This window comes from Massilia sp. 01N410 (assembly GCF_056399665.1).
The window spans coordinates 318735-342423 of sequence record NZ_JBFTRV010000002.1 but is presented as its reverse complement, the minus strand read 5'-3'; the positions used below and the strand labels follow the sequence as shown (position 1 = coordinate 342423).

The following is a 23689-nucleotide window of genomic DNA, read 5'->3' as shown; positions in this document are numbered from 1 at the left end:
CGTCATGCCTACTATCAAAGAGATTCTGCAAACTATGGATTACGGTCCCGCACCCGAAAGCACCAAGGAAGCGCAAGCGTGGCTGGACCAGCATGGCCGCCGTTTCGGCCTGTTCATCGACAACGCCTGGACTGAAGCCCTTGACACCTTCGGTTCCTTCAATCCGGCCGACGGCAACGAACTGGCCCAGGTGACGCAAGCCACCTCGGACGACGTCAACCGCGCCGTCGAAGCCGCGCGCCGCGCCCAGCCGCTCTGGGTCGCCATGGGCGGCCACGGCCGCGCCAAGATCCTGTACGCGATCGCCCGCCTGCTGCAGAAGCACTCGCGCCTGTTCGCCGTGCTCGAGACCCTGGACAACGGCAAGACCATCCGCGAAACCCGCGATGCCGACCTGCCGCTGGCCGCGCGCCACTTCTATCATCACGCCGGCTGGGCCCAGCTGCAGTCGGAAGAATTCGCCGACTACCGCGCCGTCGGCGTGGTCGGCCAGATCGTGCCGTGGAACTTCCCGCTGCTGATGCTGGCGTGGAAAATCGCGCCTGCGCTCGCAGCCGGCAACACCATCGTCTTCAAGCCGGCCGAGTTCACGTCCTTGAGCGCACTGCTGTTCGCCGAGATCTGCCAGCAGGCCGGCGTGCCGGCCGGCGTGGTCAACATCGTCACCGGCGACGGCCGCGTGGGCGAAGCCATCGTCAACCACCCGGGCATCGACAAGCTGGCCTTCACCGGCTCGACCGAAGTGGGCCGCATCATCCGCAAGGCCACCGCCGGCACCGGCAAGAAGCTGTCTCTGGAACTGGGCGGCAAGTCGCCCTTCATCGTCTTCGAAGACGCGGACCTGGACGCCGCCGTCGAAGGTCTCGTGGATTCGATCTGGTTCAATCAGGGCCAGGTCTGCTGCGCAGGCTCGCGCCTGCTGGTGCAGGAATCGGTCTACCCGCGCTTCATCGCCAAGGTCAAGGCGCGCATGCAGAACCTGCGCGTCGGCTCGCCGCTGGACAAGTCGAACGACATCGGCGCGCTGGTCGATCCGGTGCAGCAGCAGCGCATCACCGGCCTGGTGGAATCCGCCCGCGCCGAGGGTTGCGAAATCTGGCAGCCGAGCTGCGACATGCCGGTTGCCGGCTCCTGGTACCTGCCGACCCTGATCACCGGCGCCTCGACCTCGGCCGCCGTGGCCCAGACCGAAATCTTCGGCCCGGTGCTGGTGGCGATGAGCTTCCGCACCCCGGGTGAAGCGGTCCAGCTGGCCAACAACACCGTCTACGGCCTGGCCGCCTGCGTGTGGACCGAGTCGATCAGCCTGGCACTGGACGTCGCGCCCGCCATCAAGGCCGGCGTGGTGTGGATCAACACCGCCAACCAGTTCGACGCCGCCTGCGGCTTCGGCGGTTACAAGGAATCGGGCTTCGGCCGCGAAGGCGGCAAGGAGGGCATGTACGAGTACCTGACCCCGCTGGCCGAAGACCGCCGCCCGGCCGCGCCGCTCGCGCCTGAAAAGGGCAAGCTCAAGCCGGTGGAAGAGGGTGTCCCGTTCGCCGTCGACCGTACCGCCAAGCTCTACATCGGCGGCAAGCAGGCCCGCCCGGACGGCGCCTACAGCCGCGCCATCCATGGCGCCAACGGCCAGTTCATCGCCGACATCGGCGAAGGCAACCGCAAGGACATCCGCAACGCCGTCGAAGCCGCGCACAAGGCGGCCGGCTGGTCGAAAGCCACCGCCCACAACCGCGCCCAGGTGCTGTACTACATCGCCGAAAACCTGGCCGTGCGCGCCGACGAATTCGCGTCGCGTATCGCCCAGCAGACCGGCGCGAAGAACGCTGCGGCCGAAGTGCAGGCCTCGATCGAGCGCCTGTTCTACTGGGCCGCCTGGGCCGACAAGTACGACGGCCTGGCGCACCAGCCGCCGATGCACGGCATTACCGTGGCGCTGAACGAGCCGGTCGGCGTGATCGGCATCGTCTGCCCGAACGAGAACCCGCTGCTGGGCTTCATCTCGCTGGTCGCCCCGGCGCTGGCGCTGGGCAACCGCGTGATCGCCGTGCCGTCGGAAGCGCATCCGCTGTCGGCGCTGGACCTGTACCAGGTGCTGGACACTTCGGACCTGCCGGGCGGCGCGCTGAACATCGTCACCGGCTCCAGCGACGAACTGGCCCGCACCCTGGCTTCGCACTTCGACGTGGATGCCGTGTGGCGCCACGACGGTTCGGCGGAAGGTTGCGCGGAAGTCGAGCGCCTCTCCAGCGAGTCGCTGAAGCGCACCTGGACCGGCGGCGCCAAGGGCCGCGACTGGTTCGATGCCAAGCAGGCTTGCGGCAAGACGGTACTGCAGCACGCCAGCCAGGTTAAGAACGTCTGGATTCCGTACGGCGTTTAATACTGAGTTACCCCGTCGTTCCCGCGCAGGCGGGAGCCCAAGTTCTGCTAGCGTAACGCGAACAAACTTGGGTTCCCGCCTCCGCGGGAACGACGTTTACGAGCTAACACTTAAGGAAGCAATCATGTTCCTCCCCCAAGAAATCGTCCGCAAAAAGCGCGACGGCGGCACCCTGACCAAGGAAGAAATCCAGTTCTTCGTACGCGGCATCCCGAACGGTGAAGTCACCGAAGGCCAGATCGCGGCCCTCGCCATGGCCGTCTACTTCAACGACATGAACATGGACGAGCGGGTCGCCTTCACGCTGGCGATGCGCGATTCCGGCCAGGTCATGGAGTGGAAATCGCTGAACCTGCCGGGGCCGGTGGTCGACAAGCACTCGACCGGCGGCGTCGGCGACGTCGTTTCGCTGATGCTGGGCCCGATGATCGCGGCCTGCGGCGGCTTCGTGCCGATGATCTCGGGCCGTGGCCTGGGCCACACCGGCGGCACCCTGGACAAATTCGATTCGATCCCGGGCTACTCGACGGTGCCGGATCCCGAGCTGTTCAAGAAGGTGGTGAAGGAAGTCGGCGTCGCCATCATCGGCCAGACCGCCCAGCTGGCGCCGGCCGACAAGCGCTTCTACAGCATCCGCGACACCACCGCCACCGTCGAATCGGTGGCGATGATCACCGGCTCGATCCTGTCGAAGAAGCTGGCGGCGGGCCTCGACGCCCTGGTCATGGACGTCAAGGCTGGCAGCGGCGCCTTCATGCCGACCTACGAAAAATCGGTGGAGCTGGCCGAGTCGATCGTCAAGGTAGGCAACGGTGCAGGCACCCGCACTTCGGCGATCCTGACCGGCATGAACGAGTCCTTGTGCCCGGCGGCCGGCAATGCAGTCGAAGTGCGCGTCGCGATCGACTACCTGACCGGCAAGTCGAGACCAAAGCGCCTGCACGAAGTGACGATGGCGCTGTGCGCCGAGATGCTGGTCATCTCGGGCCTGGCCGCGACCAGCGAAGAAGCCCACGCCAAGCTGCAGCACGCCCTGGATTCGGGCGAAGCCGCCGAGCGTTTCGCGCGCATGGTCACCGCCCTGGGCGGCCCGGCCGACCTGATGGACAAGCCGGACGCCCATCTGGCCAAGGCGCCGATCGTGGTGCCGGTGCCGGCCCTGGAATCGGGTTACGCCTACTCGACCGACTGCCGCGGCCTGGGCCTGGCGGTGGTGGCGCTGGGCGGCGGCCGCGTGCGTCCGCAAGACCCGATCGACTTCGCCGTTGGCCTGACCGACCTGATCGAACTCGGTAACAAGGTCGATGCGGGTCAGCCGATCGCGCTGGTGCATGCGCGCTCCAGCGAAGCGGCGGAGCAGGCGGTGCGCCAGGTGCAGGCGGCTTACCGCATCGCGGCGGAGGCGCCGGCTGCGCAGCCGATGATCTACAAGACCATTCGTCCGTAAAAACCACGACGGCCTGGAGTTCCCATGAAATACGAAAAACTCATCGAAGAAGCCCGCGCCGCACGCGAACTGGCCTATACCCCCTACTCGAAGTTCAAGGTCGGCGCCGCACTCGAGTGCAAGGACGGCCGCATCTTCCGCGGCTGTAACGTGGAGAACGCGTCCTATGGCTTGTGCAACTGCGCCGAGCGCACCGCTTTCTTCTCGGCCATCGCCCACGGCTACAAGCCGGGCGATTTCACGGCCCTGGCCGTGATCGGCGATACCGACGGTCCGATCGCCCCCTGCGGCGCCTGCCGCCAGGTGACCCTCGAACTGGGTGGCAACGAGCTGCCGGTCGTGTTGACCAACCTGAAGGGCGACCTGCTCGAGACCACGGCCGCCGGCCAGCTGCCGAATGCCTTCGGCGGCTGGGATCTGCAGAAGTAAGCTGTCATACCCCCAGGCTGCGTACGCGTCGTCAGATGCGTATGCGGTCCTTGAGCTCTCTTACAGAAGCCTGCCACGCCTCCGATTCCCCGGATTCGTCCCACAGTTCCATCAACTCGGAAGGACCGGCGAGCACGCGATCGAGGGCACGACGCGCCTTCGCCGCAAGGTCGGCCGAGGGCAGGAGCCGGATGCGCTCCACCCAGGCGTCGAGTTCTTCCGGTAAGGCATCCGCCGTGCCGGGATTGCCCTGCAGCCGGGCCACCACTTCAGCCGCCGCAATGGCTTCGGACGCCTCCGGCGCCTCGAGCTCGTCGTCGCCGGCCTCGAGCACGGTGTCGAGCGTCGCCTCGACAAGGCTCAGGTCATCGTATTCGTCCAGCTGTGCTGCCCAATCGCATGCGTCATCGTTTCCGAATGACTCGTGAGACCACGCTCCCATTTGGCTCTCCCTGTGTATACGGCACCGGTTTCAGTCATTGTAATCAATCGCCGCTATGTCCGTTTCCGCACCGAACGCCTTCATTCCTGGTCGTATGCTGGGACTGATGCCACGTTTATGCCCTTGAAATGAACACGCCCACCTCCGCCAGAACCGACGCCAGGACCGATGACGCGTCGGCGGCACCAAAGAAACGACGCCGCGCCGCGCCCTTGTCGCTCGCTGCTTGGAAGCAATTTATCGGTGTGGCAAAACCTTACTGGCTGGGGGAAGAAAAGGGGAGGGCCTGGCTGCTGCTGGCGCTCCTGATCGTGCTGATGCTGGTCGAGACCAAGCTGGCCGTCATGCTGAACGACCAGTCCGGCGAGATGACTTCGGCGCTGGCGGCCAAGGATGGTGGCCGCTTCTGGAAATCGGTGAGGATGTGCCTGTTCGTGCTGGCTTTCGCGGTGCCGGTCTATGCCTTCTATTACTACATGCGCGACCTGTTCGCCAACCAGTGGCGGCGCTGGCTGACCGGGCGCTTCCTCGACGGCTATCTGAAAGGGCGCAGGTATTACGAACTGGGTTCGAGCAGCGAGATCGACAACCCCGACCAGCGCATCAGCGAAGACATCAATACCTTCACGGGAAGGTCGATCAATTTCCTGCTGATCTTCCTGGGTTCGGTCATGCAACTGGTGGCCTTCAGCGCCGTGCTGTGGTCGATTTCCCACCTGCTGGTCGGCGTGCTGGCCGTGTATGCGACGTTCGGCACCGTCATCGCCCTCTGGATATTCGGCACCCCGCTGATCCACCTGAATTTCTGGCAGCTGAGGCGCGAGGCGGATTTCCGCTTCAGCCTGATGCGCGTGCGCGAAAACGCGGAATCGATCGCCTTCTACCGCGGCGAAGCCCAGGAGCGGGTGCATATCGACAGTAAACTGGACAAGGTTATCCAGAATTATGGACGCCTCATCAAGAGGCAGCGCTCCCTCAACTTTTTCCAGCGCACCTTCAGCCAGCTCACCCTGGTGTTGCCGGGCGTGATCCTGGCAGACGGCGTCCTGTCCGGGGAACTGGAAGTCGGGCGGGCGATCCAGGCGGCCGGTGCCTTTACCGCGGTGCTCGGCGCCGTGGGCGTCATCGTCGACAACTTCGAGAGCCTGAGCCGCTTCGTGGCGGGCATCGGCCGCCTGGAGGCCCTGTCCGAACTCGTGCTCCCCGGTGCCGCGCCCGACACCGCAGCCGCCGACGGCCAGCATCCGCGCATCCAGCGGCATCCGGCCGGGCAGCTCGCGCTGGAATCCCTGACCTTGCATCCGCCGCAATCCGAGCGCGTGCTGATCAAGGAGCTGAGCCTGGTGCTGAAGCCGGGCGACGCGCTGCTCATCACCGGCGACAGCGGCTGCGGCAAGAGTTCGCTGCTGCGCGCGATCGCCGGCTTGTGGCACACGGGCAGCGGCGCCATCCATCATCCGCCGCTTGAAGAGTTCTTCTTCCTGCCCCAGCAGCCCTATCTGCAGCATGGCACCCTGCGCAGCCAGCTCATCTATCCGAGTGCGCAGTCCGACCTGAGCGACGACCAGTTGCTGGCGATCCTGGAGCAGGTCCATCTGCCGCAGCTGGCCGAACGCGTGGGCGGCCTGGAGGCGGTGCAGGACTGGGAGAAGCTGTTGTCGGTGGGCGAGCAGCAGCGCCTGGCCTTCGGCCGCGTGCTGGTGCATGCGCCGCGCATCGTAATCCTGGACGAGGCGACCAGCGCCCTCGACAGCGGCAACGAAGCCTCGCTCTACGGGCGCCTGCGCGACAGCGGCGCCACCCTGATCAGCATCGCCCACCGTCCCGCCGTGCTGCGCCATCACACCCATGTGCTGCACCTGATGGGGGAGGGGGCCTGGGAACTGCATGAGGCGGGCGGCTTCCGTTTCGACGGCGCGTCCGACGAAGCCGGCGAAGCTGCCGGCAGCGCAGGCAAGCCGCCTCCGGCGCGGCCAGCGCGCGAAACGGCGATCGTGACTTGAAATCCTGACCACACCCTCCAACATGGGGGCTATCCGGAATCACATTGAGGAGGCAAGGCCATGAGCCCGCAAGATTCACAGATGTTGCACGATTTCCTGAGCCAGCTGATCCAGGCGCGCGGGATCCAGAAGGATGCGGAAGCCGATGCGCTGATCCAGCGTGCGGTTGCCCAGCAGCCGGACGCCGCCTATCTGCTGGTGCAGCGCTCGCTGTTGCTGGAGCAGGCGCTGAAGAATGCCAAGGGGCAGATCGCCCAGCTGGAAGACCAGCTCCGCAGCGCCCAACAGGGCGACAGGCGCTTCCTGGACGCCAATACCTGGGGCAATAGCGGCGAGACGCGTCCCGCCAGTGCGCCGATGCAGCAGGAGCGGCGCGAGTACCAGCGAGAGGAAGCGCCGCAGCAATACCAGCAGCCATACCAGCAGCCGCCGGTGTCGGGCGGCATGTTCGGTTCGCGCTCCGGCGGCTTCCTTGGCGGCGGCCTGCTGGGCTCGATCGCGGCCACGGCGGCGGGTGTCGCGGCCGGTAATTTCCTGTTCCAGGGCATCGAGAACATGTTCGGTCACCACGGCCAGGGCGGCAACCACCTGCTGAACAGCGACGACCCGGGCAACAACCTGTTCAGCGACCAGTCGGGCAGCTCGCTGGCCGACCAGGCCGGCCTGGGCGACGTCGGTTCCCAGGGCAGGCGCCTGCTCGACAGCGGCTCGGGCGAGGTCGCGTCGGAAGGTCTGTTCGACAGCGGCCTCGATGACAGTGGCGGCCTGGACAGCAATGGCGGCTTCTTCGACGGCGACGGATCCGACGAGGGCCTGTTTGGCTGATCGTCCCGGCTGTTCAGGGCTTGTCGAACAGCGCCCCGGCCTGCCACGGGTCGTAGGTGCCGACATTCCACACATGGCCTTCGCGGTCGCGGCACAGGAAGCCGCGGCTGCCGAACTCGGTGTCGGCCGGCTCCTGCAGGATCGTCGCGCCGGCATCGCGGGCGCGTTCGCAGACGCGGTCGGCGTCCTGCACCCGCAGGTAGACGGTCTGGGTCTCGCGGCCGCCGATCTCGTCCGGCTGGGCCAGCAGGCGTCCGTATTCGCCTTCGCTGCTGACCGAACCGAGCATGATCATGCCGCCGTCCAGGGTCAGCTGGGCATGGGCGATGGCGCCGTCGCTGCCGGGCACCGCCAGCTGGCATTCGAAGCCGAAGACCTCGCACAGCCAGTCGATGGCGGCGGCCGCGTCGCGGTAGCGCAGGCAGGGAATCGCAATGGATGACATGGCAGCTCCTTCATGAAAGGGGAGGCGCCATCCTACCAGCGCGCCGCTGCGATTCACATCTGCTGGAATAGATAGGTGTGATTGCGGCTCACCTCGAGCTCGAAGGGATGGCCGCGCAGCTTCAGCATATGGCGTCCGCGCAGGTCGCGCGTGACTTCGCCGATGGCGTCCACGCGCACCAGGGTCGAGCGGTGGATGCGCCAGAACTCGTCCGGGTCGAGCTCTTCGGCCAGTTCCTTCAGTGTTTTACGGATCAGGAATTCGGCGCCGGCCGTCTGCACCCGCGTGTACTTCTCGTCCGACTGGAAGAACAGCACTTCGCGCGTGCTCACCATGCGCAGGCTGGAGCCGACCTGGGCCTGGATCCAGCGCAGGTAGCCGGTCTTCGGCTGGGACGAGCCCTTGTTTTCGAGCAGCGAGGTAAGCTTCGCCAGCTGCTGGCCGATATCCGGCTGGGCGGGCGCGTGCAGTTTCAGGCGCGTCTGCAGGCGCGCGCAGGTGGTGGCCAGGCGCTCCGCGCTCACCGGCTTGAGCAGGTAGTCGAGGGCGCCCTGTTCGAAGGCGTCCAGCGCGTACTGGTCGTAGGCGGTGGCGAACACGATGTGCGAGCGCCGGTACAGCTGGCGCGCCGCCTCGATGCCGCTCATGCCCGGCATGCGGATGTCGAGGAAGGCGATGTCGGGCTTGTGCTGCTCGCCGAGGGCGACGGCTTCGACGCCGTTGGCCGCCTCGGCGACGATGCGCAGTTCGGGCCAGACGGCGGCCAGGCGCGCGCGCAGCAGGTCGCGCATCGGCGCTTCGTCGTCGGCGATCATGGCGGTCAGCGCGCGCTCAATGCTCATGCGGTCTCCATCATCTTGTAGGGCAGCTTGATCAGGGCGCAGGCGCCGCCGCTTGGCGGCATCTGGATCACCAGCTCGGCCTTGTCGCCGTACAGCAGCTGCAGGCGTTCGCGGATATTCGCCAGGCCGATGCCGTCGTCGGCGTGCGGGTCGATGCCGACGCCGTCGTCGCAGACTTCGACGTGCAGGGTGGCGCCGTCGACGTAGGCGCGCACGGTCACGGTGCCGCCGGCGATCTTCGGCTCCAGGCCGTGCTTGATCGAATTCTCGATCAGGGTCTGCAGCATCATCGGCGGGAAGGGCGCGCTGCCGAGGAACATCGGGACCTCGAAGCGCACGTTCAGCCTCTCCTTCATCCGCGCCTGCATGATGGCCAGGTAGGCCTTCGACAGCTCGACCTGCTTGCCGAGGGTGCCGCCGTCGCGGGCGCGCATCTGCGGCAGGGTCGAGCGCAGGTACTCGATCAGGTGGGCGTGCACCCGCGCCGCTTCCGGCGGATCGGTCTCGATCAGCTGGCCGATCAGGGCCAGGGTATTGAACAGGAAGTGAGGCTCGACCTGGGCCTGCAGGGCCGCCATCTGCGCCTCCATCAGGCGGCGTTCGAGGGTGGCGACATTCGCCTGCATGGTCGCTTCCTTCGCCACCAGCTCGGCCCTGCGCTTGCCGCCGGCCAGCACCTTCACGCCGAAGGAAACGATGACGTACCAGACCGCCGGCTCGGGCACGTTCAGCGGCACGCAGACCATCAGGGCGAGGAACCAGGTGAGCGCCAGCTGGCGCCATTCGACCACGGCGAGCCAGTCGAAGAAGCGCCACCACAGCACGCTGGCTTCGCGGAAGGCATCGCGTAAAAAATCGAGCCCGGAATTGATCTGGCTGGCACGCATGATACTTCTCCTTACTGCTCGCGCACGCTGCGGCGGCGGTCGATCACGAAGGCGCCGGCCACCACCTTGACGGCCATGAACAGGACGAACAGGAACAGGGCCAGCGGCAGGATGCTGATCACGAAAGCCAGCAGGATGCAGCAGACCAGCATGGCCGGCCAGGGCATGGCGGCGATGGTGCGGGCGCCACGGCGGCAGGCGCGGACGATGTCGTGGGCGACGTCTTCCATGCTGTCGCAGAAGGTTTTGAAGTTGGCGCTTTTCATGGTTCGGGACTCCTGTGTTGTGCTTCGATGGAATCACTGTAATCCCGCTCGCAGCGCGGTTCCAGCATGCTCCGACGAAATGCAGTAAACATGGGATGACCGGTCATGCAGACAGATAAATGGAAGGATATTGTAGTATTGCAAACCCGGAATATTTCCCCCACGCCATGACCACCAACACCTGTTTTTCGCAGCTAGCTTCGTACAACCAATGGATGAACGGCAAGCTGTATGACGCGGCCGCCGCCTTGCCGGAGGAAGAGCTGCGGCGCGACCGGGGCGCGTTTTTCGGCTCGGTTTTCGGCACCCTCAACCATATCGCGATCGGCGATATTCTCTGGTTCAAGCGGATTGCCCGCTACCTGCCCGATCTCGCGTCCTTGAAGTGCGTGGAGCAGCTGCCGCCGCCGGGCTTCCCGAACACGCCGCTGCGCGACACCCTGGCCGAACTGGCCGGACTCCGGGCCATGCTGGATGAAGCGATCATCGCGTTCTGCGCGGAAGTCACGCCGGCCCGGTTGGGCGAAGCCTTCGAATGGACGTCGACCAGGGGCATCCCGAGCAGGAAAGTCCTCGGCGACGTGCTCCTGCACGTCTTCAATCACCAGACCCATCATCGCGGGCAGGCGACCACCCTGTTTTCGCAGATGGGCATCGATGTCGGCGCGACCGACCTGCTCCTGCTGCTGCCGGACGCCCCATGACCCGCACCGGCCGCCTGTTCCAGCTGATGGATGCCCTGCGCGGCAGCCGCCGCCCGGTCACGGCCGCGACCCTGGCCGAACGGCTGGGCGTGTCCGAGCGCACCATCTACCGCGACATCCAGAGCCTGGCCCAGCTCGGCGCGCCGGTCGAGGGATCGGCCGGCGTCGGCTACCTGCTGCGCAGCGGCTTCTTCCTGCCGCCGCTGATGTTCGACGCCGACGAGCTGGAAGCGCTGGTGCTGGGCGCGCGCTGGGTGAGTCACCAGGGCGATGCCGGCCTGAGCGAGGCCGCCAGGCGCGCGCTGGCGAAGATCGCGACCGCCACTCCGCGCGACCTGCGCGACCACATGGCCGAGACCAGCCTGTGGGTGCCGGTGGCGCCGGCCAATGCCCAGCCGGATGTCTTCGTGCAGCCGGCGCGCGAAGCGATCCGGCGTCAATGCAAGCTGCATATCGCCTACCGCGACGAGCAGGGCACGCCCTCGGAGCGCCTGGTGTGGCCGTTCGCGCTTGCCTTCTTCCAGGAGCGCCGCGTGATGGCGGCCTGGTGCGAGCTGCGCGACGCCATCCGCCATTTCCGCGTCGACCGCATCGTGCACGCCGAGCTGGGCGGCGAACGCTATCCGACGCCGCGCCACGCCCTGCTGAAACAGTGGCGGACGATGTACGACGTTCCCGATCATTCCTGACAGGATCTGTCATGGCTCGTCGCTAACATTGCCGCATTCTCAACCCGTAAGGAGACGGCAATGCAGCTCTACTACCACCCGGTTTCGTCCAACGCCCGCCGCGCACTGATGGCGGCCGACCACCTCGGCATCCAGCTCGACCTCATCGAATGCAACCTGATGAGCGAGGCCGACCGCCGCCGACTCGGCGAAGTCAACGACAACAACAAGATCCCGGTGCTGGTGGACGACGGATTCGTGCTGTGGGAATCCTGCGCGATCATGCAATACCTGGCCGACAGCAAGCCGGGCCAGACTGTCTATCCGCAGGACCCGCTGGCGCGCGCCGACGTCAACCGCTGGATGTTCTGGGCCTGCCAGCACTTCTCGCCGGCGATCGGCGTGATCGCCTGGGAAAACGTGTGGAAGAAGGCGGTGACCGGGCAGGATGCCGACGTTAACGAGCTGGCGCGCGGCGCCGCCGACCTGGCCCGGGGGGCCGCCGTGCTGGACAGGCACCTGGCGACCCGCCGCTGGCTGGTGTGGGAGGGCGTCACCCTGGCCGACTATGCGGTGGCCGCCCCGCTGATGTACCGCGAACGCGCCCGCCTGCCGCTGGACGAGTACCCGCATCTGCTGGCCTGGCTGGAGCGGGTGCAGGCCTTGCCGGCCTGGCGCAATACCGAAGCGGTCTGGTAAAAAATATTTTCAGACGCTTGTCGATTTCGTTCATCATCACTCGTCGTCGAAATGCAGGGCCATTTTTCACTCACCTTTCAACATGGGGATGTCATGAACAAGCAGATCTTCGTCAACCTGCCGGTCAAGGACCTGGACAAGTCCAAGGCCTTCTTCAACGCGCTCGGCTACAGCTTCAACCCGCAGTTCAGCAACGAGAGCGGGGCCTGCATGGTCATCGCGGAGGGCAGCATCTACGCGATGCTGTTGACCGAACCCTTCTTCAAGACCTTCATCGACAAGCCGATCGTGCAGGCGAAGGAGGCGACCGAGGTGCTGGTCTGCCTGAGCTGCGAGAGCCGCGAAGAGGTCGACGGCCTGGTGGCGAAGGCCGTCGCCGCCGGCGGCCTCACCCCGCGCCCGCCGCAGGACCACGGCTTCATGTACGCCCACGCCTTCGAAGACCTGGACGGCCACATCTGGGAACTGGTGTGGATGGCGCCCCAGGCTTGAGCGCTTCAACCCGCAATCGACAAGGAGACAACATCATGAGCAAGCAAGTCATCTTCAACCTGCCCGTCAAGAACCTGGAAAAATCGAAGGCCTTCTTCGCCAGCCTCGGCTTCGGCTTCAACCCGAACATGTCCAACGAGAGCGCGGCGATGGTGGTCATCGAGAAGGACAAGATCAGCGCCATGCTGACCACCGAAGCCTTCTTCAAGAGCCTGATCGACAAGCCGGTGGTGCAGGCGAAGGAAGCCAACGAAGTCATCATCTGCCTGATGTGCGAGACCCGCGACGAAGTGGCGGGCCTGGTGGAGAAGGCCGTCGCCGCCGGCGGCCGCACCCCGCATCCGCTGGAAGACCATGGCTTCATGGTCACCCAGGGTTTCGAGGATATCGATGGCCATTTGTGGAACCTGGTCTGGATGAATCCCGCCAGCGGGGCCTCTCAGGCCTCGTCCCAGTAACGCTTCAGCAGCCCGTAGTTGACCGTATCGGCAAACTCGCCGAACACGAACCAGCGTTCGGGCATGAAGCCTTCCTTCCTGAAGCCGAGCTTTTCCAGGACCCGCGCCGAGCCGATATTGCGCGGGTCGATGTCGGCTTCAATGCGGTTCAGGTCCAGGGCCTCGAAGCCGTGCCGGATTGCCGCGCGCAGCGCTTCGGTCGCATAACCCTGGCCCCAGTGGCGGCTGCCGAGCGCATAGCCGATCTCGCAGCGGCGGTTCGATCCGAAGAAGTGGTGCAGGCCCACGTTGCCGATCAATTCGCCGGTGGACAGCAGCTCGATGCCGAAGCGGGCTTCGCTGCCGTCCGCCTGCGCGGCCAGGATGGCCTTGATCGATTCCTCGGCCTGGACGATGTCGGTCCAGGGTTCGCGGCTCCAGTAGCGCGCCACGTCGGAATCGGAGAAGACGGCGTAATGCGCCGGGATGTCGGCCTCGAGCAGCGGGCGCAGCCTGAGGCGGGCGGTCTCGATGGTGGGGAGATGGATCGTGGGCATGGCGGATCTCGGAATCGGGAAAGCTTGCTAGTCTAGCACTGTCGAGTATTGACAACACGCCGGAAAATTGTCTTTCTTCCAAGGCCCGATCTGGCTAGGATGGCTTTTCATCCCTGTCGCGAGGTCACTATGCTGCGCACTATTCTGCTTGCATGTTTCGCCCTCAGTTTCACGCCCGCCGTGCTTGCCCAGGGCGCGGCCGCATCTGCCAACCCGCCCGTCAACAACGAGGTCCCGCTGATCGAGCGCGCCAAACTGTTCGGCAATCCCAGCAAGACCGCCGGCAGCATCAGCCCGGACGGCAAGTGGCTGTCGTGGATCGCCCCGCGCGACGGCGTGCTGAACGTGTGGGTGGCGCCGATCGGCGCGCCCAACGAAGCCAGGCCGCTGACCGCGGAGAAGACGCGGCCGATCCGCACGGTGTACTGGGCGCCGGATTCGAAGTCGCTGCTGTTCATCAACGACAAGGGCGGCGACGAGAACTTCCTGCTGTACGGCGTCGACATCGCCAGCGGCAAGCAGACCCTGTTCACGCCTTTCGAGAAGACCCGGGTCCAGATCATCAACATCAGCCGCCACGTCAAGGACCGCATCCTCGTCGGCATCAACAACCGCGACCCGCGCTGGCACGACGCCTACAGCCTGGACCTGAAGAGCGGCAAGCTGAGCCTCGTCTACAAGAACGTCGACGACTATGGCGACCTGTTCGCGGACGAGCAGCTGAACCTGCGCGTGGCCAGCAAGTCGCGCAAGGATGGCGGCATCGACTACTACCGGCTGGCCATGGGCAAGGACAGGGGCAAGGCCGAGGAGACGCCCTTCGTCAAGGTCGACCTGGACGATGCGCTGACCACCTCGCCGCAGGGCTTCACGACCGACGGCAAGACCCTGTACTGGAGCGACTCGCGCGGCCGCGACACGGCGGCGCTGGTGGCCCAGGACATCGCCACCGGCGCAACCAGGGTCGTGGCCCAGGACGCGCGCGCCGACATCGGTGCGGCCCTGTTCGATCCGCGCACCGGGCGCGCCCAGGCCTACGAGCTCGAATACCTGAAGCGCGACTACGTGCCGCTCGACCGCGCGGTGGCGCCCGACCTGACCTGGCTGAAGGAGCACGTGAAGGGCGACTTGACGATCCGCTCGCGCGACGATGCGGACAGCAAATGGGTGGTCATGGCCGACCCGGTCTCGGCGCCGGCCGCGACCTGGCTCTACGAGCGCAAGGGCAAGCGCCTCAGCAAGCTGTTCACCTCGCGCCCCGAACTGGAAGGCGCGCCGCTGGTCGCCATGTTCCCGCAGGAGATCCGCTCGCGCGACGGCCTGACCCTGGTGTCCTACCTGTCGCTGCCGAAGGCCGCCGGCGCGGACGCCAACGGCAAGGCCGCGCGCCCGGTGCCGATGGTGCTGCTGGTGCACGGCGGCCCATGGGGACGCGACCGATACGGCTACTATGCCTTCCACCAGTGGCTGGCCAACCGCGGCTACGCGGTGCTGTCGGTGAACTTCCGCGGCTCCACCGGCTTCGGTAAGGCCTTCATCTCGAAGGGCGACCTGCAGTGGGGCCGCAAGATGCACGACGACCTGCTCGATGCCGTCGACTGGGCGGTCGGGAGCGGCGTCACCACGCGCGAGAAGGTCGCCATCATGGGCGGCTCCTACGGCGGCTACGCGACCCTGGCCGGCATGAGCTTCACACCCACCACCTTCGCCTGCGGCGTCGACATCGTCGGCCCCTCGAACCTGTTCACGCTGCTGGAGACCATTCCGCCGTACTGGGAGGCGTTCAAGCAGCAGTTCTACAAGCGCATGGGCGATCCGACCACCGAGGAAGGCCGCGCGCTGCTGAAGGAACGCTCGCCGCTCAACTTCGCCGACAAGATCTCGAAGCCGCTGCTGATCGGGCAGGGCGCGAACGACCCGCGGGTGAATGTGCGCGAATCCGACCAGATCGTCGCGGCGATGAATGCGCGGCGCATCCCGGTGACCTACGTCGTGTTCCCGGACGAAGGCCACGGATTCGCGCGGCCGGTCAACAGCATCGCCTTCAACGCCGTCTCCGAAAACTTCCTTGCGCCCTGCCTGGGCGGGCGCGCGGAGCCGATCGGCGACGCCCTGAAGGCGTCCACCGCCGAGGTCAGGCAGGGCGCCGAATTCGTGCCCGGCCTGAAGAACGCGACAGGGCTCAGGTAGCGCGTCCGCCGCGCACGAGGGACAGGACCATCGCCGTGATCACGCGTTCGGCATCCTCGAAGTCCTGTCCCGTCAGCTCGTTCCGGCCCAGCACCAGGGTCATCTGCGCCGCGAAGTCGGCGTAGGACTGGGTCATGGCCCATACCGCGAACAGCAGGTGGGTGGCGTCGACCGGCGCGATGCGCCCGTCCGCGATCCAACGCTCGAACACGGCGATGTCCTGGCGCAGCAGCGGCACCACGCGCTCGCGGATCTGCGCGCCGTACAGCTTGGCGCCGCCGATCACTTCCATCGCATACACGCGCGAGGCCAGCGGCTGCTCGCGCGAGAAGCGCAGCTTGGCCGCGACGTAGGCGCGCAGCACGTCGGCCGGATCCTGGCCGGGGTCGGCCAGGCTGGCCATGCGCGCCAGCCAGTCGTCCAGCACGTCGTCCAGCACGCGTTCGTAGAGCGCCTGCTTGGTCGGAAAGTAGTACATCAGGTTCTGCTTCGAAAGGCCGGCGCGCTCGGCGACTTCCTGGATCGGCGTGCCCTCGAAGCCGCGTTCGGCGAACAGACGCACGGCTTCGCGCAGGATCGCGCCCTCGACCTCCTCGCGATGCTGGACTCTTTTGCCGGGCATGGTGTCGTTGGCAGACGTGATCGTGTTCGTGGGCGTGGTCATGGCCATCCTTGTCAAGATTGGGCGCGCAGGAAGTCGAGCAGCAGCGGCTCGTGCGCATAAGCGACGTTGAAGCGGAACCAGGGCGTTTGCGGCGGCCGAAGGCTGAAGAATTCGCCGGGCGCCAGCAGGATGCCGGCGCGCAGGGCGCGTTCGGCGATCGTCCTGCCGTTGCGCTCCGCGGTGGCGGGAGACGTCCAGCCGGCGCTGACGAACATGCCGCCGCGCGGGCGCGCCAGCGGCTGCAGGCCGGCCTCGACCAGCTTTTCCTGCGCGCGCTCGCCGGCCTCGATCAGTTGCTGGGCCAGGCGCTCGGTCTGGCGCCGGTAGGCGCGGCTGCTGACCGCATCGAACACGGCGCGCTCGTTGACCTCCGAAGTCGTCAGCCCGGTCAGCATCTTGACCCGCACCAGTTCCGGGATCAGCGAACCGGAGGCGCAGATCGAGCCCACCCTCAGCACCGGCGACAAAGTCTTGGAAAAGCTGCCGATGCGGATCACGCGGCGCAGGCCGTCCATCGCCGCCAGCGAGGCTTCGCCGGGGGCGGCCAGCTCGCGGTAGATGTCGTCCTCGACCAGCCAGAAATCGAAAGCTTCGGCCAGCGCCAGCAGGCGGTGGGCCTGGGCCTGCGACAGCGAGGTGCCGAGGGGATTCTGCAGCACCGTGTTGACGAACATGAGCTTGGGATGATGCAGCTCCGCTTCGCGCGCCAGCGCCTCCATGTCCAGCCCGGCCGCGCCGCGCGGAATGCCGACCGGGACGCAGCCGTGGTGGCGCACCAGGGCCAGCAGGTTGCTGTAGCCGGGATCCTCGACGAACACCACGTCGCCGGGGCGCGTCAGGGTGCGCAGCACGAGGTCGAAGGCGTGGGTGGCGCCATTCGTCAGCAGCAGCTGTTCCGCTTCGACCGCGCACAGCTCGTCCGACAGGGTGTGGGCCAGGTGCTGGCGCAGCGAGGGAAAACCGAGAGGGTGGCCATAGCCGCGCAGGCGGCCGGCCGGGATCTTCATCGCGTGGCGCACCGCGTCCAGGATCGTCGATTCGCCATACCACTCCGGCGGCAGCCAGCCGGCGCCGACCGGCAGCGCATCGGACTGGCCGGAATACAGGTCGGGCGTGAGGGCGTCGACCGCCGCGGACAGGTTGCCCGTGAAGGCGGTGGGGCAGGGCGGTGATGTGGCGTCGGGGCCGCGGGCGACGAAGAAGCCGGAACCGCGGCGCGAGGACAGCACGCCCAGGTGCAGCAGGCGGTCGTAGGACTCGACCACCGTGAAGGTGCTGACGGCGTTGACCTTTGCGAATTGTCGAACCGAGGGCATTTTGGTGCCGACCCGCAGTTCGCGCCGATTTACCATCCCGGAGATCGCCGCGACGATCTGGTCGACCAGGCTGCCGCGGCGCTGGCGGTCGATCGGCAGCGCCGGCCAGGCCGGGTCGGCTTTCGTCGCGCGCAGGTCTTCCCCAGTCCCAGCCATGGTCCACTCCTTCGGTGCGACGCCGGCAACTGTACAGGTTATGCTACCAGTACGGTTGGCCGATTTCGCCGGTTGTGTATATGTGCCGCCGTTGTCTTGCTGACTATTATTGCACGATGATTTTGCCAATTGGTAAATCTTTTGGGAGAGCCGCATGAACCAGTCAAAGCCCCAGTCGATGTCGTCGTTCTGGATGCCGTTCACGAACAACCGCGACTTCAAGGCCAACCCCCGCCTGCTGGTGTCGGCGGAAGGCATGTACTACAAGGACGTCGACGGCAATGCCATCCTCGACGGTACCGCCGGCCTGTGGTGCGTGCCCTGCGGGCATGCGCAGCCGAAGATCGTCGCCGCCGTCAGCGAAATGGTCGGCCAGCTCGACTTCGCGCCCACCTTCCAGATGGGCCACCCGGCCGCCTTCGACCTGGCCGAGCAGCTGATGGAGTATACGGGCCACAAGTTCGGCCACGTGTTCTACACCAACTCCGGTTCGGAAGCGGTCGATACCGCATTGAAGATCGCGCTGGCCTACCATAAGGCGCGCGGCGAGGGCGGACGTACCCGCCTGATCGGCCGCGAGCGTGGCTACCACGGGGTCGGCTTCGGCGGCCTGTCGGTGGGCGGCATCGGCCCGAACCGCAAGAACTTCGGCCCGCTGCTGCCCGGCGTGGACCACCTGCCGCACACCCACAACCTGCTGAAGAATGCCTTCTCGCGCGGCGAGCCGGACTTCGGCGCCGAGCTGGCCGATGAGCTGGAGCGCATCGTCGCCCTGCACGACCCGTCGACGATTGCCGCCGTGATCATCGAACCGGTGTCGGGCTCCACCGGCGTGCTGGTGCCGCCCAAGGGCTACCTGAAGCGCCTGCGCGAGATCACCAGCAAGTACGGAATCCTGCTGATCTTCGACGAGGTCATCACCGGCTTCGGCAGGCTGACCACGCCGTTCGCGGCCGACTACTTCGACGTCGAGCCGGACATGCTCACCACCGCGAAAGGCATCACCAACGGCACCGTGCCGATGGGCGCCGTGTTCTCGAAAAAATTCATCCACGATACCTTCATGGAAGCGCCGCCGGGCATCGAACTGGCCCACGGCTACACCTATTCCGGCCACCCGCTGGCTTGCGCGGCCGGCATCGCCACCCTCGAAGTCTTCAAGGAGCAGGGCGTGCTGGAAAACGCGAAGGCGATCCAGCCCTACTGGGAAGATGCGGTGCACTCGCTGCGCGGGCTGCCGCACGTGATCGACATCCGCACCATCGGCCTGGTGGCCGGCATCGAGCTGGAGCCGATCGCCGGCAAGCCGGGCGCGCGCGCCTATGCCGCGTTCAAGAAGGCCTTCGCGGACGGCATCCTGATCCGCACGACGGGGGATATCATCGCCCTGTCGCCGCCGCTGATCCTCGAGAAAAAACATATCGACGAGCTGTTCGGCAAGCTGGCCGACGTACTCCGGAACCTGGACTAATAAAGCACATCATGAACGAGACCATCCAACACTTCATCAATGGCGAAGGCGTGGAGGGCGGCGGCCGCTATGCCGACGTCTACAACCCGGCGCTCGGCCAGCCCTGCGCACGCGTGGCGCTGGCCTCGGCCGACGACGTGAACGCGGCCGTGGCCGCGGCCCACGCGGCCTTCCCGGCCTGGGCCGCGACCCCGCCGCTGGCGCGCGCACGGGTGCTCTTCAAATACCTGCAGCTGTGCCAGCAGCACGTCGACGACTTCGCCGCGCTGGTGACGCGCGAGCACGGCAAGACCTTCGCCGACGCCCAGGGCGAGGTGGCGCGCGGCATCGAGGTGGTCGAGTTCGCGGTCGGCATCCCGCAACTGCTGAAGGGTGAATTCACCGACCAGATCGCACGCGGCATCGACGCCTGGTCGATGCGCCAGCCGCTCGGCGTGGTCGCAGGCATCACCCCCTTCAACTTCCCGGTGATGGTGCCGATGTGGATGTTCCCGGTCGCCATCGCCTGCGGCAATACCTTCGTGCTGAAGCCCTCGGAGCGCGATCCTTCGGCGTCGCTGCTGCATGCGAAATTGCTGAAGGAGGCAGGGCTGCCGGACGGCGTGTTCAACGTGGTCCAGGGCGACAAGCTTGCTGTCGACGCCATCCTCGACCATCCGGACGTGCAGGCCGTCAGCTTCGTCGGCTCGACCCCGATCGCCGAATACATCTACGCCCGCGGCAGCGCGGCCGGCAAACGCGTGCAGGCGCTGGGCGGCGCCAAGAACCACATGGTGGTGATGCCGGACGCCGACATGGACATGGCCGTCGACGCCCTGATCGGCGCCGCATACGGCTCGGCCGGCGAGCGCTGCATGGCGATCTCGGTGGCGGTGGCGATCGGCGACGCCGGCGACAAGCTGATGGAGCGCCTCGCCGAACGCACCAGGGCGCTGAAGGTGGGCGACGGCATGGAGCAGGGCGCCGAGATGGGCCCGGTCGTGACCCTGGCGGCCAAGCAGCGCATCGAGAAGCTGATCGGCGAAGGCGTGGAGCAGGGCGCGACCCTGGTGGTGGACGGCCGCGGCTTCAAGGTGGCCGGCCGCGAGGAAGGCTTCTTCGTCGGCGGCACCCTGTTCGACCACGTGCAGCCCGAGATGAGCATCTACCGGGAAGAGATCTTCGGCCCGGTGCTGTGCGTGGTGCGCATGCCGGACGTCGGCAGCGCGCTGGAGCTGATCAACAGGAACGAATACGGCAACGGCGTCGCCGTCTTCACCCGCGACGGCGGCGTGGCCCGCGAATTCGTGCGACAGGTACAGGTGGGCATGGTCGGCGTGAACGTACCGCTGCCGGTGCCGATGGCCTTCAACAGCTTCGGCGGATGGAAGAAGAGCCTGTTCGGCGATCACCATGCCTATGGGCCGGAGGGGGTGAGGTTCTATACGCGGCACAAGGCGGTGATGCAGCGCTGGCCGAATACCGCGAGTAGCGGGGTGGAGTTCGCGTTTCCGCAGATGAAGTAAGCATCGTTAGCCCGTCGTTCCCGCGCAGGCGGGAACCCAAGTTTGCATGCGTTTCGACGGCTAATCGAACTTGGACCCCCGCCTTCGCGGGGGCGACGGGGACTTGCCAGCATTTCCCGCAGTACGAAGTACTCAAACAAAAAGGGATGCACATGATCGAGTCACTCCACTACCTGCCGCCAGCAGGCGGCACGCACAGCGCATTGTCCGAGCGCTTCACCGACCTGGCGCCGCCGCTCACCGCGCGCCAGGCCGCCATCGAAAGCGCGCGCTGCCTCTACTGTTACGACGCACCCTGCATGCGCGCCTGCCCGACCGGCATCGACGTCGCCAGCTTCATCCGCAACATCCACGACCACAATATCGAAGGCGCGGCGATCAAGATCCTGCAGCAGAACATCTTCGGCGGCAGCTGCGCGCGCGTGTGCCCGACCGAGATCCTGTGCGAGGACGCCTGCGTGCGCAACCACGACGCCGAAGGACAGCCGGTCAGGATCGGCCTGCTGCAGCGCCATGCGATCGACAACGCCGAATTCAAGGGCCATCCCTTCCAGCGCGCACCCAGCACCGGCAAGACCATCGCCGTGGTCGGCGCCGGTCCCGCCGGGCTGGCCTGCGCCCACCGGCTGGCGATGCTGGGCCACGGCGTGGTCGTGTTCGAGGCGCGCGAGAAGCCGGGCGGCCTGAACGAGTACGGGATCGCCAAGTACAAGCTGCCGGGCGACTTCGCCCAGCAGGAGGTCGAGTTCCTGCTCTCGATCGGCGGCATCGAGATCCACTACGGCCAGGCTCTGGGCGACAATCTGCAGCTGGCCGACCTGCACGCCTGCTTCGATGCCGTCTTCCTCGGCCTCGGCCTGGCCGCCAGCCGCCGCCTGGGCCTGACCGGTGAAGACGCGCCCGGCCTGATGGCGGCGGTCGACTACATCGCCACCCTGCGCCAGGCTAGCGACCTGGCCGCGCTGCCGGTGCCGCGCCGCGCCATCGTGATCGGCGCCGGCAATACCGCGATCGACATGGCGGTGCAGCTCAAGCGCCTGGGCGCCGACGAGGTCACGCTGGTGTACCGGCGCGGTTTCGAGGCCATGAGCGCGACTGGCCACGAGATCGAGATCGCCAAGACCCATTTCGTGCGCATCCGTACCTGGGCTGCGCCGCTCGAGGTCCTGCTCGACGGGGACGGCCGCGTGCGCGGCATGCGCTTCGAGGAGACCCGGCTCGAAGACGGACGCCTGGTGAACACCGGCGCGATCATCGAGATCGCGGCCGACGCCGTGTTCAAGGCGATCGGCCAGGGCATGGCCGCGCTGGCCGATCCGCTGGCACCGGGGCTGGAAAATGAGCTCGAGCATGAGCGCGACAAGATCCGCGTCGACGCCCATTTCCGCACCGCGCTGCCGGGCGTGTACGCGGGCGGCGATTGCGTCGCACCCGGCCAGGACCTGACGGTGCAGGCGGTCCAGCACGGCAAGCTGGCCGCGCTGGCCATCCACAACGACATCCTATCCAAAGCGGAGGCAGCATGGCCGACCTGAGCATCGATTTCTGCGGCATCAAGTCCCCGAACCCGTTCTGGCTGGCCTCGGCGCCGCCGACCGACAAGGCCTACAACGTGGTGCGCGCCTTCGAGGCCGGCTGGGGCGGCGTGGTGTGGAAGACGCTGGGCGAGGATCCGCCGGCCGTCAACGTCTCTTCGCGCTACTCGGCCCTGCACGGCAAGAACCGCGAAGTCATCGGCTTCAACAACATCGAGCTGATCACCGACCGGAGCCTGGCCATCAACCTGGAAGAGATCACCGCGGTCAAGAAGGCATGGCCGGACCGCGCCATGATCGTCTCGCTGATGGTGCCCTGCGAAGAGGCGCCGTGGCGCGAGATCCTGCCGCTGGTCGAAGCCACCGGCGCCGACGGCATCGAACTGAACTTCGGCTGCCCGCACGGCATGCCCGAGCGCGGCATGGGCGCGGCGGTGGGCCAGCAGCCGGACCTGATCGAGCGGGTCACGCGCTGGTGCAAGACCTATACGCGGCTGCCGGTCATCGTCAAGCTGACGCCCAACATCACCGACGTGCGCGCGCCGGCGCGGGCGGCGCTGGCGGGCGGGGCGGACGCGGTCTCGCTGATCAACACCGTCAATTCCATCACCCACCTGGATCTCGACCGCATGGTGGCCCATCCCATCGTCGGGGGCGCAAGTACCCACGGCGGCTATTGCGGCGCGGCGGTGAAGCCGATCGCGCTGAACATGGTGGCCGAGATAGCGCGCGATCCGCTCACCAGCCGGCTGCCGATCTCGGGCATCGGCGGCATCGGCAGCTGGAGCGATGCCGCCGAGTTCATCGCGCTGGGCGCCGGTTCGGTCCAGGTCTGTACCGCCGCCATGCTGCACGGTTTCCGCATCGTCGAGGAGATGAAGGACGGGCTGTCGCGCTGGATGGACAGCAAGGGCTACGAGAACATCGCCGCCTTCTCGCGCAAGGCGGTGGCCAATACGACCGACTGGAAATACCTGGACATGAATTACCAGGTCATCGCCAGCATCGACCAGGACAAGTGCATCCAGTGCGGCAAGTGCTACGTGGCCTGCGAAGACACCTCGCACCAGGCGATCGCTCGGCTGGTGGAGGGAGAAGCGAGGCGCTACGAGGTCAAGCCCTCCGAGTGCGTGGGCTGCAACCTGTGCGAAATCACCTGCCCGGTCGAGAACTGCATCACGATGGTGCCCCAGCCGACCGGCCTGCCCTACATGAACTGGACGAAGGATCCGCGCAATCCCAGGGCGGAGGTGAGCGCGTAGGGCGGGCATATCCTGCCCACGCGAATGGTGGCATCATGTGGCCATTCGCGTGGGCGAAGGCCGC

The 23689-nt window shown here is 66.6% G+C and carries 23 protein-coding genes; 15 read left to right on the top strand and 8 right to left on the bottom strand.

Features of this window, described 5'->3' with window-relative positions; genetic code table 11:
- Nucleotides 1-4 precede the first annotated feature (4 nt).
- The 3 genes from AC1DOP_RS04170 (at nucleotide 5) to AC1DOP_RS04160 (ending at nucleotide 4259) form a co-directional block, all read left to right on the top strand.
- Nucleotides 5-2383, top strand: a complete 2379-nt coding sequence (locus tag AC1DOP_RS04170; protein ID WP_442122298.1) for an aldehyde dehydrogenase family protein — start codon at nucleotides 5-7, stop codon at nucleotides 2381-2383.
- A gap of 124 nt (nucleotides 2384-2507) precedes the next feature.
- On the top strand, nucleotides 2508-3830 hold the full coding sequence (deoA, locus tag AC1DOP_RS04165) for a thymidine phosphorylase (RefSeq protein ID WP_442122299.1): 1323 nt from the start codon (nucleotides 2508-2510) through the stop codon (nucleotides 3828-3830).
- A 24-nt stretch (nucleotides 3831-3854) separates the two neighbouring features.
- Complete coding sequence (locus tag AC1DOP_RS04160; protein ID WP_442122300.1) at nucleotides 3855-4259, top strand: cytidine deaminase; 405 nt, start codon at nucleotides 3855-3857, stop codon at nucleotides 4257-4259.
- Nucleotides 4260-4290: 31 nt separating this feature from the next.
- Here AC1DOP_RS04160 and AC1DOP_RS04155 read toward each other — a convergent pair whose 3' ends face one another.
- Nucleotides 4291-4701, bottom strand: coding sequence for a DUF4259 domain-containing protein (locus AC1DOP_RS04155; RefSeq protein ID WP_442122301.1), 411 nt, complete (start codon nucleotides 4699-4701; stop codon nucleotides 4291-4293).
- A gap of 245 nt (nucleotides 4702-4946) precedes the next feature.
- On the opposite strand from AC1DOP_RS04155, the gene AC1DOP_RS04150 reads away from it, so the two are divergent.
- Entirely contained in the window at nucleotides 4947-6704 is a 1758-nt protein-coding gene (locus AC1DOP_RS04150; protein ID WP_477249962.1) for an ABC transporter ATP-binding protein/permease, read from the top strand.
- A 60-nt stretch (nucleotides 6705-6764) separates the two neighbouring features.
- Nucleotides 6765-7529 carry a DUF2076 domain-containing protein gene (locus AC1DOP_RS04145; protein WP_477249960.1) on the top strand — a complete coding sequence of 255 codons (765 nt, stop codon included), beginning with the start codon at nucleotides 6765-6767 and terminating at the stop codon, nucleotides 7527-7529.
- Nucleotides 7530-7542: 13 nt separating this feature from the next.
- Here the strand turns inward: AC1DOP_RS04145 and AC1DOP_RS04140 are convergent, their stop codons facing one another.
- The 4 genes from AC1DOP_RS04140 to AC1DOP_RS04125 are packed head-to-tail and all read right to left on the bottom strand — an operon-like array spanning nucleotide 7543 to nucleotide 9969.
- Nucleotides 7543-7974, bottom strand: coding sequence for a VOC family protein (locus tag AC1DOP_RS04140; RefSeq protein ID WP_477249958.1), 432 nt, complete (start codon nucleotides 7972-7974; stop codon nucleotides 7543-7545).
- 53 nt (nucleotides 7975-8027) lie between these two features.
- Nucleotides 8028-8816 (bottom strand): LytR/AlgR family response regulator transcription factor, encoded by a 789-nt coding sequence (locus AC1DOP_RS04135; RefSeq protein ID WP_477249956.1) that lies wholly within the window; start codon nucleotides 8814-8816, stop codon nucleotides 8028-8030.
- A complete protein-coding gene (locus tag AC1DOP_RS04130; RefSeq protein WP_442122305.1) occupies nucleotides 8813-9703 on the bottom strand; it encodes a sensor histidine kinase in 891 nt (296 codons plus the stop codon). Before AC1DOP_RS04130 ends, AC1DOP_RS04135 begins: the two co-directional genes overlap by 4 nt.
- An 11-nt stretch (nucleotides 9704-9714) precedes the next feature.
- Nucleotides 9715-9969 (bottom strand): hypothetical protein, encoded by a 255-nt coding sequence (locus AC1DOP_RS04125; RefSeq protein WP_442122306.1) that lies wholly within the window; start codon nucleotides 9967-9969, stop codon nucleotides 9715-9717.
- Between the two features lie 167 nt (nucleotides 9970-10136).
- On the opposite strand from AC1DOP_RS04125, the gene AC1DOP_RS04120 reads away from it, so the two are divergent.
- From AC1DOP_RS04120 to AC1DOP_RS04100, 5 genes are all read left to right on the top strand, one after another.
- A complete protein-coding gene (locus AC1DOP_RS04120) occupies nucleotides 10137-10673 on the top strand; it encodes a DinB family protein (protein ID WP_442122307.1) in 537 nt (178 codons plus the stop codon).
- Nucleotides 10670-11362: a helix-turn-helix transcriptional regulator gene (locus AC1DOP_RS04115; RefSeq protein ID WP_477249953.1), complete on the top strand. Its 693-nt coding sequence runs from the start codon at nucleotides 10670-10672 to the stop codon at nucleotides 11360-11362. The genes AC1DOP_RS04120 and AC1DOP_RS04115 overlap by 4 nt, the downstream gene beginning before the upstream one ends.
- Before the next feature lie 60 nt (nucleotides 11363-11422).
- Complete coding sequence (locus tag AC1DOP_RS04110) at nucleotides 11423-12040, top strand: glutathione S-transferase family protein (protein WP_442122309.1); 618 nt, start codon at nucleotides 11423-11425, stop codon at nucleotides 12038-12040.
- Between the two features lie 93 nt (nucleotides 12041-12133).
- Nucleotides 12134-12532 carry a VOC family protein gene (locus AC1DOP_RS04105; RefSeq protein ID WP_442122310.1) on the top strand — a complete coding sequence of 133 codons (399 nt, stop codon included), beginning with the start codon at nucleotides 12134-12136 and terminating at the stop codon, nucleotides 12530-12532.
- 35 nt (nucleotides 12533-12567) lie between these two features.
- Nucleotides 12568-12990 carry a VOC family protein gene (locus tag AC1DOP_RS04100; protein WP_477249950.1) on the top strand — a complete coding sequence of 141 codons (423 nt, stop codon included), beginning with the start codon at nucleotides 12568-12570 and terminating at the stop codon, nucleotides 12988-12990.
- On the opposite strand, the gene AC1DOP_RS04095 is transcribed toward AC1DOP_RS04100, so the two are convergent.
- Complete coding sequence (locus AC1DOP_RS04095) at nucleotides 12972-13526, bottom strand: GNAT family N-acetyltransferase (RefSeq protein ID WP_442122312.1); 555 nt, start codon at nucleotides 13524-13526, stop codon at nucleotides 12972-12974. The genes AC1DOP_RS04100 and AC1DOP_RS04095 overlap by 19 nt on opposite strands.
- A gap of 129 nt (nucleotides 13527-13655) precedes the next feature.
- On the opposite strand from AC1DOP_RS04095, the gene AC1DOP_RS04090 reads away from it, so the two are divergent.
- Complete coding sequence (locus AC1DOP_RS04090; protein ID WP_442122313.1) at nucleotides 13656-15716, top strand: S9 family peptidase; 2061 nt, start codon at nucleotides 13656-13658, stop codon at nucleotides 15714-15716.
- Here the strand turns inward: AC1DOP_RS04090 and AC1DOP_RS04085 are convergent.
- Together AC1DOP_RS04085 and AC1DOP_RS04080 are read right to left on the bottom strand one after the other, a co-directional pair.
- The gene (locus AC1DOP_RS04085; RefSeq protein ID WP_477249948.1) at nucleotides 15709-16380 is read right to left on the bottom strand and encodes a TetR family transcriptional regulator C-terminal domain-containing protein; all 672 of its coding nucleotides are present in this window, start codon (nucleotides 16378-16380) and stop codon (nucleotides 15709-15711) included. The two genes, AC1DOP_RS04090 and AC1DOP_RS04085, sit on opposite strands and share 8 nt — an antisense overlap.
- 11 nt (nucleotides 16381-16391) lie before the next feature.
- Nucleotides 16392-17852 carry an aminotransferase-like domain-containing protein gene (locus tag AC1DOP_RS04080; protein ID WP_477249946.1) on the bottom strand — a complete coding sequence of 487 codons (1461 nt, stop codon included), beginning with the start codon at nucleotides 17850-17852 and terminating at the stop codon, nucleotides 16392-16394.
- Between the two features lie 154 nt (nucleotides 17853-18006).
- On the opposite strand from AC1DOP_RS04080, the gene aptA reads away from it, so the two are divergent.
- The 4 genes from aptA (at nucleotide 18007) to preA (ending at nucleotide 23625) form a co-directional block, all read left to right on the top strand.
- Nucleotides 18007-19323: an omega-aminotransferase AptA gene (aptA, locus tag AC1DOP_RS04075; protein WP_477249944.1), complete on the top strand. Its 1317-nt coding sequence runs from the start codon at nucleotides 18007-18009 to the stop codon at nucleotides 19321-19323.
- Between the two features lie 11 nt (nucleotides 19324-19334).
- Nucleotides 19335-20828 carry a CoA-acylating methylmalonate-semialdehyde dehydrogenase gene (locus AC1DOP_RS04070; RefSeq protein WP_442122317.1) on the top strand — a complete coding sequence of 498 codons (1494 nt, stop codon included), beginning with the start codon at nucleotides 19335-19337 and terminating at the stop codon, nucleotides 20826-20828.
- Between the two features lie 152 nt (nucleotides 20829-20980).
- The gene (locus tag AC1DOP_RS04065) at nucleotides 20981-22363 is read left to right on the top strand and encodes an NAD(P)-dependent oxidoreductase (protein ID WP_442122318.1); all 1383 of its coding nucleotides are present in this window, start codon (nucleotides 20981-20983) and stop codon (nucleotides 22361-22363) included.
- Nucleotides 22351-23625, top strand: coding sequence for an NAD-dependent dihydropyrimidine dehydrogenase subunit PreA (gene preA, locus AC1DOP_RS04060; RefSeq protein ID WP_442122319.1), 1275 nt, complete (start codon nucleotides 22351-22353; stop codon nucleotides 23623-23625). The genes AC1DOP_RS04065 and preA overlap by 13 nt, the downstream gene beginning before the upstream one ends.
- Nucleotides 23626-23689: the final 64 nt, after the last annotated feature.

What these genes read in the sequence shown, in the direction of transcription:
- AC1DOP_RS04170 (WP_442122298.1), top strand. Translation starts at nt 5, where the DNA reads ATGCCTACTATCAAAGAGATTCTGCAAACTATGGATTACGGTCCCGCA.
- deoA (WP_442122299.1), top strand. Translation starts at nt 2,508, where the DNA reads ATGTTCCTCCCCCAAGAAATCGTCCGCAAAAAGCGCGACGGCGGCACC.
- AC1DOP_RS04160 (WP_442122300.1), top strand. Translation starts at nt 3,855, where the DNA reads ATGAAATACGAAAAACTCATCGAAGAAGCCCGCGCCGCACGCGAACTG.
- AC1DOP_RS04155 (WP_442122301.1), bottom strand. Translation starts at nt 4,701, where the DNA reads ATGGGAGCGTGGTCTCACGAGTCATTCGGAAACGATGACGCATGCGAT.
- AC1DOP_RS04145 (WP_477249960.1), top strand. Translation starts at nt 6,765, where the DNA reads ATGAGCCCGCAAGATTCACAGATGTTGCACGATTTCCTGAGCCAGCTG.
- AC1DOP_RS04140 (WP_477249958.1), bottom strand. Translation starts at nt 7,974, where the DNA reads ATGTCATCCATTGCGATTCCCTGCCTGCGCTACCGCGACGCGGCCGCC.
- AC1DOP_RS04135 (WP_477249956.1), bottom strand. Translation starts at nt 8,816, where the DNA reads ATGAGCATTGAGCGCGCGCTGACCGCCATGATCGCCGACGACGAAGCG.
- AC1DOP_RS04130 (WP_442122305.1), bottom strand. Translation starts at nt 9,703, where the DNA reads ATGCGTGCCAGCCAGATCAATTCCGGGCTCGATTTTTTACGCGATGCC.
- AC1DOP_RS04125 (WP_442122306.1), bottom strand. Translation starts at nt 9,969, where the DNA reads ATGAAAAGCGCCAACTTCAAAACCTTCTGCGACAGCATGGAAGACGTC.
- AC1DOP_RS04120 (WP_442122307.1), top strand. Translation starts at nt 10,137, where the DNA reads ATGACCACCAACACCTGTTTTTCGCAGCTAGCTTCGTACAACCAATGG.
- AC1DOP_RS04115 (WP_477249953.1), top strand. Translation starts at nt 10,670, where the DNA reads ATGACCCGCACCGGCCGCCTGTTCCAGCTGATGGATGCCCTGCGCGGC.
- AC1DOP_RS04110 (WP_442122309.1), top strand. Translation starts at nt 11,423, where the DNA reads ATGCAGCTCTACTACCACCCGGTTTCGTCCAACGCCCGCCGCGCACTG.
- AC1DOP_RS04105 (WP_442122310.1), top strand. Translation starts at nt 12,134, where the DNA reads ATGAACAAGCAGATCTTCGTCAACCTGCCGGTCAAGGACCTGGACAAG.
- AC1DOP_RS04100 (WP_477249950.1), top strand. Translation starts at nt 12,568, where the DNA reads ATGAGCAAGCAAGTCATCTTCAACCTGCCCGTCAAGAACCTGGAAAAA.
- AC1DOP_RS04095 (WP_442122312.1), bottom strand. Translation starts at nt 13,526, where the DNA reads ATGCCCACGATCCATCTCCCCACCATCGAGACCGCCCGCCTCAGGCTG.
- AC1DOP_RS04090 (WP_442122313.1), top strand. Translation starts at nt 13,656, where the DNA reads ATGCTGCGCACTATTCTGCTTGCATGTTTCGCCCTCAGTTTCACGCCC.
- AC1DOP_RS04085 (WP_477249948.1), bottom strand. Translation starts at nt 16,380, where the DNA reads ATGACCACGCCCACGAACACGATCACGTCTGCCAACGACACCATGCCC.
- AC1DOP_RS04080 (WP_477249946.1), bottom strand. Translation starts at nt 17,852, where the DNA reads ATGGCTGGGACTGGGGAAGACCTGCGCGCGACGAAAGCCGACCCGGCC.
- aptA (WP_477249944.1), top strand. Translation starts at nt 18,007, where the DNA reads ATGAACCAGTCAAAGCCCCAGTCGATGTCGTCGTTCTGGATGCCGTTC.
- AC1DOP_RS04070 (WP_442122317.1), top strand. Translation starts at nt 19,335, where the DNA reads ATGAACGAGACCATCCAACACTTCATCAATGGCGAAGGCGTGGAGGGC.
- AC1DOP_RS04065 (WP_442122318.1), top strand. Translation starts at nt 20,981, where the DNA reads ATGATCGAGTCACTCCACTACCTGCCGCCAGCAGGCGGCACGCACAGC.
- preA (WP_442122319.1), top strand. Translation starts at nt 22,351, where the DNA reads ATGGCCGACCTGAGCATCGATTTCTGCGGCATCAAGTCCCCGAACCCG.